The organism is Paraburkholderia sediminicola, from assembly GCF_046027355.1.
Taxonomy (GTDB): Bacteria; Pseudomonadota; Gammaproteobacteria; order Burkholderiales; family Burkholderiaceae; genus Paraburkholderia; species Paraburkholderia sediminicola_B.
In genome coordinates this window covers 320618-333063 of record NZ_JAQQEK010000002.1, presented here as the reverse complement: position 1 = coordinate 333063, position 12446 = coordinate 320618, and the positions used below count along the sequence as shown (strand labels likewise).

Here is a 12446-nt window from a genome sequence, read left to right as displayed (position 1 = left end):
TACGACGAACGCAGGACGCATTGCGCGTGCCCGTTGCAGGCCCGCACCTTGCTACTCAAACGCATTACCTGACCAGCGAGAACGCTTCCCGGCTGGCTATTTCACCCGCGCCATAGACACCGACCACCGTGTAGTCCGACGCTACGCATTCGAATGTGGACGCCTGAAACGTGATGACGAAATGGCGCAGTGCGAGTCCGGTCGATGCGACCGCCGCAAGCTCGGCGGCCAGCGACGAATTCATGACTTCATGAACGGAGTAGCCGGTGAGTCCCTGCGAGGCGAGTGGATGAATCTCGAGATCGCCGTCGCCGGGCGGACCCAGGCGATGAAATACCGTGTCAGGAAACAGCACGGTGCAAAATGGGTCGTCGTCGGGATCGAATGGTCCGAACCGTTCAAAGTCGGATTCCGCAATCGGATAGGAGAGAATGACCCGGCGGTCACTCGCGACGATGAACGGTTCGCCGGCATCTTCTGCCGGATGAGGAACGGAGTCCAGCAGGACGACCTGGTCTTCCTGCTGGGGTGATTCAAGCGTACTGGTCATCTACTTCACGACTCGGTTGCGCTCATGCGCCGGCTGACGCCGGCGCGGCTTGCGGCGTCGCCGCGACAGTCGTCGCGACGGCTTTTTTGGCTGCGGTCTTGCCCACAGGTGCTTTCCTGGCCGCTTTGGTCGCGGCGCTCTTCTTCGCGGCCGGCTTCGCGGCGCCTTTCTTTGCCGCTACTTTCCTGGTGGCCGCGGTGGCTTTCTTTGCAGTCGTCTTTTTGGCCGCGCCTGCTTTCTTTGCCACGACTTTTCGAGCTGCGGCTTTCTTGCTTACGGCGCCGCTCGTTGCCGCCGACTTCACTTTACCGGCCTTCTTGGCTGCTTTGTGACCGGCATCCGCCACGGTTGCCGAAGCGCTATCGATCAGAAATCTGGTGCGGTCCTTGACCGTGGCGAGCCATGCCGGCGCCGGGCCGCGGCCGCTCCACGTCGCGCCGGTTTTCGGATTGATGTACTTGGGCGGTTGCGCGCCTTTCGGCTGACCTTTGCTGCCTTTCGCATGGGTGACAGCAGCCTTGGCCGCCGACTTCAGTTCGCTCACGCCTTCGACCAGGAACTGTGTGCGGTCTTTCACGCCGGCAATCCAACCCGGCGCGCGGCCATGGCCCGTCCAGGTCGCGCCGGTTTTATGGTCGCGGTACTTTGCCATTGCCTTACCGGAGCTGACGGCTTTCGCCTTGCCGTTGCCATTCAGGCCCCTCGCGGCGCGCCGGGCTTTTGCCTGGGCTTCGATATCCGCGGTAGTCAGGCCATGTTTGAGCATCAGGTCACGAATCTGGTCGACCGCGACTTGCGCTTTCCTGGCAATAAGGACGTCAGCTTGCGCCTGAAGCTTTTTAAGCTTTGCTTGGATTTGCTCTAACGTGGGCATTTGATTGCTCCTTATGTGGTAATCGATCGAACTATGCCACGAATGACGCGAGAAAGGCAGATCGGCGTGGCTATAAAAACACGAGTCGGAGTCGATCATGCATCCGGTGGAGTACGAACTTTTTGGGTTCTTTACTCCGTTGCCACACTTTTCCTGTCTTTTCCTTTGCCACTCCCCCTTCTCTTCTATTGTCTTTCCAATTGTTGGCCCGCCGATCACATCGGCGTAAACACGACGGCCTGACGGTCGGCGATATAACGCACACTGCGCATGAAACGGTACTGCTGGTCATCCGCGGTAATGCGGTTGAGGCCCATCCGGGTCAACGACAGCATCTCGTCAGCCTGAAAGGCGGCCACCACACCGTGCCCGGTCAATGCCTCCAATGCGCCGGACGGGTCGCCGACATAAACGCTGCGCACATGCGTGCCGATTCGCATCAGGACCACGCTTTCGCCTTCGTCGAGCGCCAGTTCGAGATAGCAGGCAAGCGCTCGCAACGATTCCGGCGTCGACGCCCGGGACTGATAGATCGCAGCATTCGATGGTGTCATTTTCGTTTCCCCGTCACACGCATCAAGAAAAGGCGGCCGCTGTGCATCGCGGCATTAGTCGCTTCTACTATAGGCAAGCATTTGAAGATTCAAAGGACGGGAGTACATTTTTTATTGTTTGAGTACGTTTGCGCTGGTCATTTTTTATCAAAACACTTTTTGCCGGCCACGAAATCCAGGTTTCCCCAGATGCAATGCGCTAGCCGGAACCTCCGTAACCCCGCGTTACCAATCTCGCAGCGCTGTTTCACCTGTGTCCGGACCGCCCTCCTACACTCCGAACCGTAACTCGACGCAAAGCTCTGGAAAACCCGCAAGGGTGAACCTGAGGCAATCGGAAGCATCGCACTTCGATATGCAAGGAGAAGGCAAATGAACAAGAAGATCATCGGCGCGGTATTGGGTCTGGCAGTTTTGGCGGCATCGTCGGCAGCCACGGCGCACGTGGATGTGGCCGTCGGAGTCGGCATTCCAGTCGGCGTGGTTGCAGCGCCGCCGCCTGTTTATGTCGCGCGCGGTCCGGCGGTGGTCCCGGTTGCCTATGGCGGTTACGGCGACTGGCGCGCACGCGAGTGGCGCGAGCGCCGTGAATGGCGGGAACGCGAATGGCGCCGTGAGCATTGGCGCGAGCACGAATGGCGTGAACGGCACTGGGGCGGCTATTGAAATGACGCCGAATAGCGCCACGTTAGAACACCTCAATTGAACGGTACTTTTCAGATGAAAGCGGGTTACATCAGAACCGCCCTCGCGGCGGTCGCACTCACTTCAGCAGCGCTCGGCACGGCGAACGCGGCCGGCTGCATGAAGGGAGCGGTCGTAGGCGGAGTGGCGGGACACTATGCCGGACACCACGCGGTGGTCGGCGCGGTCGGCGGATGTCTTGTGGGGCGGCACATGGCCAAAAAACATGCGGAAGAACAGGCCGCGCAACGTCAGCAAGCCAGAGTGGAATAACCAGGGTTCGGGGCGCCGGCGCCCCGTTCAGGCAATTCGCAATCCGTGCGTCGGCAGAATCTCCTGCGTGGTCACGAAGCGGTGCTGCTTGACCGCGTCGTGAAATAGCCGGTAATCGCTTTTCTCAAAGGCGTCCGTCCACACCGGCTTGTCTCCGGTGTCGTCGTCGAACTTCAAACCGGTGGCCAGGAACTTCCAGGAGCCGGGACCTTTAGGCACGTATTCCGGAATCGACTCTTTCAAACCCGGAATACCGCCGGCCTTCACGACGCGGCAAATGTGCCGCAAGCGATCGTTGTCGTCCTCGAGCCGGTTCGTATTGAGCAGGTTCGTGAGCACGTCTTTCACATCGTCCGGCATGCCGGGCAGGTTCTCGAAATCTTGCCGCCCCGCCAGATAGGCGCGCACCGCGCGGCATGCCATCTCGGCCGCCTGCACGAATTCCGGCAGATTGTGTCGCTGGACGAACTCGTTTCTACCGTCGATGTAATGCCATTTAGCCCACGGCTGGTCAGGATAGTGCAAGGCAGCGCCATGACCGACGGGCAGCGCAACAGTCAGCACATCCTCCTCGATGTGTTCGATCAGGTGCTCGCTGGCGAGCCTGAGTTTGGCGAACCAGCCTTTGCGCGTGCAGTCCTGAGCCTCCAGCAGATGAACCCGATTCCACGGACTTTCGATGCCGGCGAACCCCTGATGCGCCCATGTATCGACATAGGTGTGAAGCGTCACGCCCAACCGATGCAGTCCTGTCTCGGTGTCGCGGCGCAGGATCGCGCGCCGCACCACCTCGCGCGCGACCGCGCTATCCGGCCGGCACACGGCCTTTTCGTGCAACGTCGAGCCAACAGCCGCCGGCAGAAAATGAAAGGGCGTCCACACCAGCCGGTTCTTGTCGTCCTCCGTGGTGGCGTAGTCGAATAATTTGTGCGCGGTGGCAAAGCGTTCGAACGTCTCGCCGCCCTTGAAGCGCAAGATGCCCGCGGTCGTCGCATCGTCCACATATTGGCAGGCATGCGCCACGGTGATCGCGTCGCCGGCCGGCATCCCGGCCACGCGGGCGGCAATATAGACGACACCATAATGAAAGTCGATATTCATGACAGGCGCTCCTGACGCGCGACGAATGACGACGGGGGGATTCTGGACTGCGCGGCGAGGTGGATGCCGCGTCGGCGCGTGAGTAGATAGTAGACGACCGAACGCGCCGGGACTTTAAAAAAGCCGCTCGCCGCCCTGCTTCATGCCGAGTCCGGCGCATACGCGCCGTTTCGCTAAATAGACTTGTGACAATCGGGCGCTGCATTTTCCCGCTTTTATTATTTGCACTGTCCGGCGGCTCAGCTATGCTGTGTGCCATTGGAAACCATTCGTAATGCGAAAGGGCATAACCGGGCCGCACGACTCTCCAGTCCAAGCCTTCGGCAGGACACGCTAACTCAAAGGATAATTCCTGTGAAACTCGACAATTGGAAAGAAGGCGCAAGCCCGGAACGGCGCAAGCTGCTACGCAGCAAGCTTCACGTCCTGCTGGCCACGATCGGCACGCTGGCGTCCGTGGTCGGGATCTGCGTGGCCATTAACGGCGGACTGGAATTCAATCGCACCAAAGTTTTCATCGGAGTCGGCATTACCGTCGTCTCCACCATCATTTATATCTCTATGCTTTTCGCGCCATCCGAGTGAGATCCGGCCTTCTTCTGTTGCGCAAAGGCGCCGCCGTCGAGTCGGCGGTTACGACAAATGGGTAATTTTCAGGCGGCTATTCCAACGCGAGTTCAGGTATTCGAGCGCGAGCCGCCGGTGGCAATGGTGTGGTAAATGTTCACTGCAAAGCAGGCAAGCCGAGCGGAATAGATCGACGTCCAGATTGCTTTCCACCCGGCGCCTGGCGATCAGTTCGACGTAAGCCGCCGAGAAATCGTCCCACGTCAGTTCTTTGGCCTTGTAACGCTTGAACAAGTCGGGCTCCGGAGCCAGGTCGGGCATTTCCTGGTAAGCGGCGCCGCACAACTTGTCGAGAAAGAAAGGCAGATCCTGTTTCTTCGCGAAGCCGGCGAGTTGCGACGTATTGCTCAGGCGGATGTCGAGTACCGTCCGCACCTTTGCGTCCTTTAGCAAATCGAAAAATTCCTCAGCCGTCTTGCCGGTAAATCCGATAGTGGCCACCTGCACGGCATTGCTTTCGCGTTTCATCACGTGAGTATCTGGCAGTGGGCAGACGCAGTGCCCGGAAAAAGAAAAGCCCCGCTGCGATATCCGGAGCGGGGCTCAGTCTCAGTTAACGTCGCGCTGGTTTACTTGACGATACCGACCAGTTCGACCTCGAACGTCAGGTCGCTGTTCGGCGGAATCACGCCAACGCCGCGATCGCCGTAAGCGGTCGCTGCCGGGCAGGTCAGTTTGGCCTTGCCGCCCACCTTCATCTTCTGCACGCCTTGCGTCCAGCACGGAATCACGCGATTCAGCGGGAACGTGGCCGGGCCGCCGTGTTTCGCCGAACTATCGAACTCGGTACCGTTGGCGAGCGTGCCGCGGTAGTTGACCTTCACGACATCCTCGGCGGCCGGTTGAGCGCCAGTGCCTTGCGTCAGGTGTTCGACTACTACGCCGGACGGCAGTTTTTCGGTGGTGGGCGCGGCGGCCATTGCCGTCGAAGACAGAAGAGCTGCTGCGACCAATGCAACGATAGATTTCAAAGCGAGTCTCCAGATGGGTAGTGCGCCTCATTGTAACGGATCGCATCTGGCACACCAGTACCGCCGGGTTGCATGGGCAGAGCTGTACAGCGGACGCCGTCTATTGCAGCGCGTTCATAAGCGAGGCGGCCCGCTTCACGTTACTGATAGCGAGCATGATCGCATTGCTCCGAGCGGTGCCCGCGCCGCAGCGCAGCAGCTTAGGCGCGATGCAGCCGGTTGCTTCGAAGTGACTTACGACGCGCGCTTTTAGTCAGTCCAGGCTTTGTATCGCGTAGGCGACCGTCGTCGCCTCACCGCGCGCGTTGAAGTCCGCGAGCACCGTCTCGCGTTCGCGGACATCGGCCAGCACGGCCGGATCGAGCAGCGCGGTAATCACTTCTTCGCGCTCGCGGCCCGCTTCCACCATCACGTCGCCAGACGGGCCCCAGATCGCACTCGCACCGCACGTGACCCAGCCGCCGGTCGTGCCCACGTGATTCGACAACAACGCGTACACGGTGTTGTCGAATGCCCGCGCGGGAAACCAGATGCGCGACTGGTGGTAGCCGGTCTTCACGCTGAAGAGCGCGCTCACCAGATACGCGTGCGCGCCGTTGACCGCCGCAAGCCGCGCGTGCTCCGGAAAGCCTGAGTCGTAGCACACGCCGAGTGCCAAACGCCATCCGTCGATTTCAAGCAAGCGGCCTTGCGTGCCCGGCTGATAGATCTTTGTCTCGCTGCTGTACAGGTATTGCTTGTGATACGGATCGAGCTGCTCGCCGGAACGGCTGAACACCAGCGAGGAAATATGCAGGCCGCCCTCGCCGCGCGTCGCCGCACCCACGATCGCGGCAATCTCGCGCTGCCGGCAAATGTTCCGAATCGGTTCGAGGCGCGCGTCGTGTGCGTCGAACGCGTACTTCGCGGGATCGCCGGCAATCAGGCCCGGTTCGTAGCCGCTGAGGAATTTCTCGGGAAAAACCACCAGTTTTGCGCCGGCGTCGGCGGCCAGAGCGGTCAATTCGACCGTTCTGGCGATGTTGGCCGTGACGTCACCGGATACCGGTTGAGCTTGCGCAGCCGCGATTCGCAATGAGGTTTGCGGCAGCAATGCCTGTGTGTGATTCAACGCGCACTCCGTGATGAATGAATCGTTGCGATGCCCCCGCGCACTGTTGACCTTGGGCAGAGGCACGCGAAGCCTCGGCATTTAAACACGAGCGGCGCGCCGCGCGTAAGTGCGAAGATGCGTGGTGAACCACCTGTGCGGTTTAGCGGTCCACATAGGAGATCCTCTCCTTCGAGTTGTTCGCCGACACGTTAATCCGATGCTAAAGAGCGCTTTCGATGACCGAGCCGGCTGACTCCGACGAGAATACAGTCCCAGCGCCGTCTGCTCTGCCGGAGCGGCGCCGCGCGCCCCGGCCGCGCCGGATTCCGCGTAGCCGCGAGCAGCAGGCGCGGCTCGACGCGCGTGAGCCGGCGTTCGAGCCGCTGCCTTTTTCCATCGACGAAACCGCTGCGCAACGCCCCTTTGCCGTGAAACTCGCCGAGTGGTTCGACGCGCGCCGTTGGCAGCCGTTCGAATTTCAACGCGAGGTCTGGCAGGAAATCGGCCGTGGCGCGAGCGGTTTGCTGCATGCGACAACCGGCGCGGGTAAAACATGGGCGGTCTGGTTCGGCGCACTGGCCGCCTTCGCCGCCATGCCAACCACGCGAAAACGTACGCCCCGCACGCAGCCGGAGCCACTCACCGTGCTATGGATCACGCCGATGCGCGCGCTTGCCGCGGATACCGCGCGCGCGTTGCAAAGTTCGGCGGCGGAACTCGCCGTGCCGTGGAGCGTCGGGTTACGCACCGGCGATACGTCGTCGGCCGAGCGAGCGCGGCAGAACCGACGCATGCCGTCGGCGCTGGTCACGACGCCGGAAAGCCTCTCGCTGATCCTCACGCGGCCCGATGCACGCGATGTACTCGCGCACGTGCGGTTGGTGATCGTCGACGAATGGCATGAACTGCTCGGCAACAAGCGCGGCACGCAGACACAACTCGCGCTCGCGCGTCTCGCGCATTGGCGGCCCGAATTGCAGGTATGGGGCTTGTCGGCGACGCTCGGCAATCTGTCTTTCGCCGCCGATGTCTTGCTCGCGCCCGTGAAGACGCCACGCGTGAGCGTGCATGGCGCGCTGCCGAAAGCACTGATCGTCGATACGGTGATTCCCGAGACCATCGAGCGGTTTCCGTGGGGCGGCCATGTGGGCATGCGCCAGGTCGGCGCCGTGGCCGAGGCGATCGGCGAGGCTCAGACCTCGCTCGTGTTTACCAATACACGCTCGCAATGCGAGGTCTGGTATCAGGCGCTGCTCGAAGCACGGCCCGAATGGGCGGGTCTGATCGCGCTGCATCACGGCTCGCTCGATCAGGAAGTGCGCGAATGGGTCGAGCGTGGTCTCAAGAGCGGCCTGTTGAAAGTGGTTGTGTGCACATCGAGCCTCGATCTGGGCGTCGATTTTCTGCCGGTGGAGCGCGTGTTTCAGATCGGCTCGCCCAAGGGCGTCGCACGATTGATGCAGCGCGCGGGCCGTTCGGGTCATGCGCCGGGGCGGCCGTCGCGTGTCACGATCGTGCCGACGCATGCGCTCGAACTGGTCGAAGCCGCCGCCGCGCGCGAGGCCGTCGAGAAGCGTCAGATAGAAGGCCGCGAAACGCCTGAGAAACCGTTCGACGTGCTGGTGCAGCATCTCGTCACCGTGGCGATCGGCGGCGGTTTCGACGCGCGCGAACTGTACGGCGAAATTCGCAGCACCTATGCCTACCGGCTACTGACACAGGCGGAGTTCGATTGGGCGCTCGGCTTCGTCGAAGGCGGCGGCACGGCGTTGCGCGCCTATCCTGACTACCATCGCGTGGTACGCGAAAGCGACGGCCTGTACCGCGTGCCGCGCGACGATCTGGTGCGAAGGCATCGCAACAACATCGGCACGATCGTCGCGAACGGCACCTTGAATGTCGCTTATCTCTCGGGCGGACGGATCGGCGCGATCGAGGAATCGTTTATTTCACGGCTGAAACCCGGCGATATTTTTACTTTCGGTGGACGCGCACTCGAATTGATCCGCGTGCAGGATATGACCGCGTGGGTGCGGCGCGCGACGTCATCGCGCGGAGCCATGCCGCAATGGGCGGGCAGCCGCATGCCGCTTTCCTCCGAACTCGCCGACGCCACGCTGACGATGCTCGCGCGCGCCGCCGGCGGCATCTACGACGAACCCGAAATGCGCGCCGTGCGGCCGCTGCTCGAATTGCAGCAGAAGTGGTCGGCCTTGCCGGAGCCGGGCGTGCTGGTGGTGGAGTTGGTGAAATCGCGCGAAGGACACCATTTCTTTTGCTATCCGTTTGCCGGGCGCACGGCGCATATCGGTTTGGGCGCATTGCTCGCATGGCGCGTCGCACGCGAAAAACCCGGTACGTTTTCTATTTCAATGAACGACTACGGCTTCGAGCTGTTGTCCGCGCAACCATTCGATTGGGCTGCGCAACTCGAAAGCGGTTTGCTCTCGCCCAAAGAACTGGATCACGACATTCTCGCCAGCCTCAATTCTTCCGAACTCTCGATGCGGCGTTTTCGCGAGATTGCGCGCGTGTCGGGGCTGGTGTTCCAAGGGCATCCCGGGCAGCAGAAAAGTACGCGGCAATTGCAGGCGTCGAGTGGTCTCTTCTACGAGATCTTTCGCAATCACGATCACGGCAATCTGTTACTCAACCAGGCCGACGACGAAGTGCTGCTGCAGGAACTCGACGCCCGCCGCATTCGCATTGCGCTCGAACGCATGAACGCGAGCCGTGTGGTCGTCACGCGACCGAAAAAGCCGACGCCGTTTGCGTTTCCGCTAATCGTCGGACGCCTGCGGGAAAAGGTCAGCACGGAGAAGCTCGCGGATCGCGTCGAGCGGATGCTGGCCGAACTCGAGAAGGCGGCCCGCACATGAAGCCGGCTTCGTTGCCGGTGGAGATCGCCGGTCATCCTCTTGTGCTGTCGAGCATGCGCGCGATGTTCGATCCGGCGCTGCGCTGTCTGTTCGTCGCCGATGCGCATTTCGGCAAGGACGCGGTGTTTCGCGCACGCGGCATTCCGGTGCCGATCGGTTCGACCGCCGACAACCTGATGCGCCTGGATATTCTGATCGCCGAGTTCGAACCGGCCATGCTGGTGTTTCTCGGCGACCTGCTGCATGCGCGCGAGGCGCATGCCAGCGAGACGCTCGACGCGTTGCATGTCTGGCGCGCGCGGCATGCGGGGCTGCGGGTTGTGTTGGTCGAGGGCAATCACGACCGGCATGCGGGCGCGCTGCCGGCGACGCTCGACGTCGAGTACGTGCAGGAACCGTGGCGTGTGGGGCCGTGGGCGTTGTGTCATCACCCGCAGAGCGTGGCAGGTGCGTATGCGCTCGCGGGGCATGTGCATCCGGTGTATCGGATTGCGACGCGCAACGATTCGGTACGGGTTCCGTGTTTCCGGTTCGGGACGGCGTGTGGTGTGTTGCCTGCGTTCGGGAGTTTTACTGGAGGTGCGCGTGAGGATAGTCGCGTGGCCGGGGAAAAGGTTTTTCTGGTGGTGCAGGAGAGGGTGATTGAAGTGGTGTGATGCGGGATTTCGTTGTGGCTTTTTTGAGCAACCGGCTCGTGGAGGTTGGGGGTGGGAGCGAGCGAACGGGGGTCGTTCGCTCGCTCCGTTTGGCATCGGTGGGGAAGCCGGTCTCCCGGCCTCCGTGCGATGAAGGAGCGTCGCTCCGTTAGTGGTTGCCGCCGCCGTGGCCTCCTCCGCCGCCTCCGCCGTAGCCGCCACCGTGGCCGCCAAAGCCGCCACCGAAGCCACCGCCGTGGCCTGAGCCAAAGCCGCCACCGAAGCCGCCACCGTGGCCTGAGCCTGGGCCGTTTCCGCCTTTGCCGCCGTTGCCACCGTTGCCGGGGCCGCCGTTGCCGGGACCGCCTGCGCCGTTGCCGGGGCCGCCTGCGCCAGGACCACTTCCGCCCTTGCCGCCGTTGCCGGGACCGCCATTACCCGGTCCGCCTGCGCCAGGGCCGCCATTGCCCGGGCCACCTGCGCCGGGACCACCGTTGCCCGGGCCACCTGCGCCGGGACCGCTTCCGCCCTTGCCGCCGTTGCCGGAGCCGCCACTACCCGGGCCGCCTGCGCCAGGACCGCCATTGCCCGAGCCACCTGCGCCGGGACCGCCGTTGCCCGGGCCACCTGCGCCGGGTCCACCTCCGCCCTTGCCGCCGTTGCCCGGGCCACCCGCGCCTGGACCGCCGTTGCCCGAGCCACCTGCGCCGGGTCCACCTCCGCCCTTGCCGCCGTTGCCGGAGCCGCCATTACCCGGGCCACCTGCGCCAGGACCGCCGTTGCCCGAGCCACCTGCGCCGGGACCACCTCCGCCCTTGCCGCCGTTGCCGGAGCCGCCATTACCCGGGCCGCCTGCGCCAGGACCGCCGTTGCCCGAGCCGCCTGCGCCGGGGCCACCTCCGCCCTTGCCGCCGTTGCCGGAGCCGCCGTTGCCCGGGCCGCCTGCGCCAGGACCACCATTGCCCGAGCCGCCTGCACCGTGACCGCCATTGCCGGGGCCACCCGCGCCGTGACCGCCATTGCCCGGACCACCCGCGCCGGGACCGCCATTGCCCGGGCCACCTGCGCCGGGACCGCCATTGCCCGGGCCACCTGCGCCGGGACCGCCATTGCCCGAGCCACCTGCGCCGGGACCGCCATTGCCCGAGCCACCTGCGCCGGGACCGCCATTGCCCGAGCCACCTGCGCCGGGACCGCCATTGCCCGAGCCACCTGCGCCGGGACCGTTTCCGCCCTTGCCGCCGTCGCCGTGACCACCGTCTCCGTGACCACCATTGCCGGGACCGCCCGCGCCAGGACCGTTTCCGCCATTGCCGCCGTCACCGTGGCCGCCTTCTCCATGGCCACCATTGCCAGAGCCGCCCGCGCCAGGACCATTTCCGCCCTTGCCGCCGTCGCCGTGACCGCCGTCACCATGACCGCCGTCGCCATGTCCGCTAGCGCCGTGACCACCATCGCCATGGCCGCCGTCACCATGGCCACCATCGCCGTGACCACCGTCGCCATGACCGCCGTCGCCGTGGCCACCGTCGCCGTGGCCACCGTCGCCATGTCCACCGTCGCCATGACCACCGTCACCATGTCCGCCGTCGCCGTGACCACCGTCGCCATGACCGCCGTCGCCATGACCGCCGTCACCGTGACCACCGTCACCATGACCGCCGTCGCCGTGACCACCGTCACCATGTCCGCCGTCGCCGTGACCACCGTCGCCATGACCACCGTCGCCATGACCGCCGTCACCATGACCGCCGTCACCATGACCGCCGTCGCCGTGACCGCCTTCGCCATGACCGCCTTCGCCATGACCGCCGTCGCCGTGGCCGCCGTCACCATGTCCGCCGTCGCCGTGACCACCGTCACCATGACCGCCGTCACCGTGGCCGTGGCCGCCATCGCCGTGACCGCCGTCACCATGATGACCACCATCGCCATGATGACCGCCATCACCATCACCGCCGTGACCGTGATGACCACCGTCGCCATGACCATGATGGCCACCATGGCCATGACCATGACCGTGGCCATGGCCGCCGTCGCCACCATCACCGCCATCGCCACCATCACCGCCGGTGCCGCCGCCATCACCTCCTGTGCCGGTTCCGCCGCCACCCGTTCCGCCGCTACCACTGCCACTACCCGTACTCCCGGAACCCAGTCCCGATGAGCCGCCGCTATTGCCCGTGGTCGCCGAAGTCCCGCTGC

13 protein-coding genes are annotated in these 12446 nt (G+C 63.7%); 6 read left to right on the top strand and 7 right to left on the bottom strand.

The window, feature by feature from the left end:
* Window positions 1–64: 64 nt before the first annotated feature.
* From PQR42_RS04740 to PQR42_RS04730, 3 genes are all read right to left on the bottom strand, one after another.
* Complete coding sequence (locus PQR42_RS04740) at window positions 65–550, bottom strand: hypothetical protein (RefSeq protein ID WP_408205074.1); 486 nt, start codon at window positions 548–550, stop codon at window positions 65–67.
* Between the two features lie 22 nt (window positions 551–572).
* The gene (locus tag PQR42_RS04735; protein ID WP_408205128.1) at window positions 573–1424 is read right to left on the bottom strand and encodes an H-NS family nucleoid-associated regulatory protein; all 852 of its coding nucleotides are present in this window, start codon (window positions 1422–1424) and stop codon (window positions 573–575) included.
* 215 nt (window positions 1425–1639) lie between these two features.
* A complete protein-coding gene (locus PQR42_RS04730; protein WP_408382736.1) occupies window positions 1640–1978 on the bottom strand; it encodes a hypothetical protein in 339 nt (112 codons plus the stop codon).
* Window positions 1979–2350: 372 nt separating this feature from the next.
* Here PQR42_RS04730 and PQR42_RS04725 point away from each other — a divergent pair, with 372 nt between their 5' ends.
* Together PQR42_RS04725 and PQR42_RS04720 are read left to right on the top strand one after the other, a co-directional pair.
* Window positions 2351–2644, top strand: a complete 294-nt coding sequence (locus tag PQR42_RS04725; protein ID WP_408382734.1) for a hypothetical protein — start codon at window positions 2351–2353, stop codon at window positions 2642–2644.
* Window positions 2645–2698: 54 nt separating this feature from the next.
* Window positions 2699–2935, top strand: coding sequence for a hypothetical protein (locus tag PQR42_RS04720; RefSeq protein ID WP_408205127.1), 237 nt, complete (start codon window positions 2699–2701; stop codon window positions 2933–2935).
* A 27-nt stretch (window positions 2936–2962) separates the two neighbouring features.
* Here the strand turns inward: PQR42_RS04720 and PQR42_RS04715 are convergent, their stop codons facing one another.
* The gene (locus PQR42_RS04715) at window positions 2963–4036 is read right to left on the bottom strand and encodes a DUF6765 family protein (protein ID WP_408205071.1); all 1074 of its coding nucleotides are present in this window, start codon (window positions 4034–4036) and stop codon (window positions 2963–2965) included.
* Window positions 4037–4390: 354 nt separating this feature from the next.
* Between PQR42_RS04715 and PQR42_RS04710 the strand changes: the two genes are divergently transcribed.
* Entirely contained in the window at window positions 4391–4621 is a 231-nt protein-coding gene (locus tag PQR42_RS04710; RefSeq protein ID WP_132377815.1) for a DUF2964 family protein, read from the top strand.
* A 48-nt stretch (window positions 4622–4669) separates the two neighbouring features.
* On the opposite strand, the gene PQR42_RS04705 is transcribed toward PQR42_RS04710, so the two are convergent.
* The 3 genes from PQR42_RS04705 to PQR42_RS04695 form a co-directional block, all read right to left on the bottom strand.
* Entirely contained in the window at window positions 4670–5131 is a 462-nt protein-coding gene (locus PQR42_RS04705) for a DUF488 domain-containing protein (RefSeq protein ID WP_408205070.1), read from the bottom strand.
* Window positions 5132–5232: 101 nt separating this feature from the next.
* Window positions 5233–5634 (bottom strand): FKBP-type peptidyl-prolyl cis-trans isomerase, encoded by a 402-nt coding sequence (locus tag PQR42_RS04700; protein WP_041759096.1) that lies wholly within the window; start codon window positions 5632–5634, stop codon window positions 5233–5235.
* 253 nt (window positions 5635–5887) lie between these two features.
* Entirely contained in the window at window positions 5888–6745 is an 858-nt protein-coding gene (locus tag PQR42_RS04695) for a carbon-nitrogen hydrolase family protein (protein WP_408205069.1), read from the bottom strand.
* 218 nt (window positions 6746–6963) lie between these two features.
* Here PQR42_RS04695 and PQR42_RS04690 point away from each other — a divergent pair, with 218 nt between their 5' ends.
* From PQR42_RS04690 to PQR42_RS04680, 3 genes are all read left to right on the top strand, one after another.
* A complete protein-coding gene (locus tag PQR42_RS04690) occupies window positions 6964–9606 on the top strand; it encodes a ligase-associated DNA damage response DEXH box helicase (RefSeq protein WP_408382732.1) in 2643 nt (880 codons plus the stop codon).
* Window positions 9603–10262: a ligase-associated DNA damage response endonuclease PdeM gene (gene pdeM / locus PQR42_RS04685; protein WP_408382730.1), complete on the top strand. Its 660-nt coding sequence runs from the start codon at window positions 9603–9605 to the stop codon at window positions 10260–10262. The genes PQR42_RS04690 and pdeM overlap by 4 nt, the downstream gene beginning before the upstream one ends.
* Before the next feature lie 958 nt (window positions 10263–11220).
* Entirely contained in the window at window positions 11221–12408 is a 1188-nt protein-coding gene (locus PQR42_RS04680; RefSeq protein WP_408382728.1) for a hypothetical protein, read from the top strand.
* Window positions 12409–12446 lie beyond the last annotated feature (38 nt).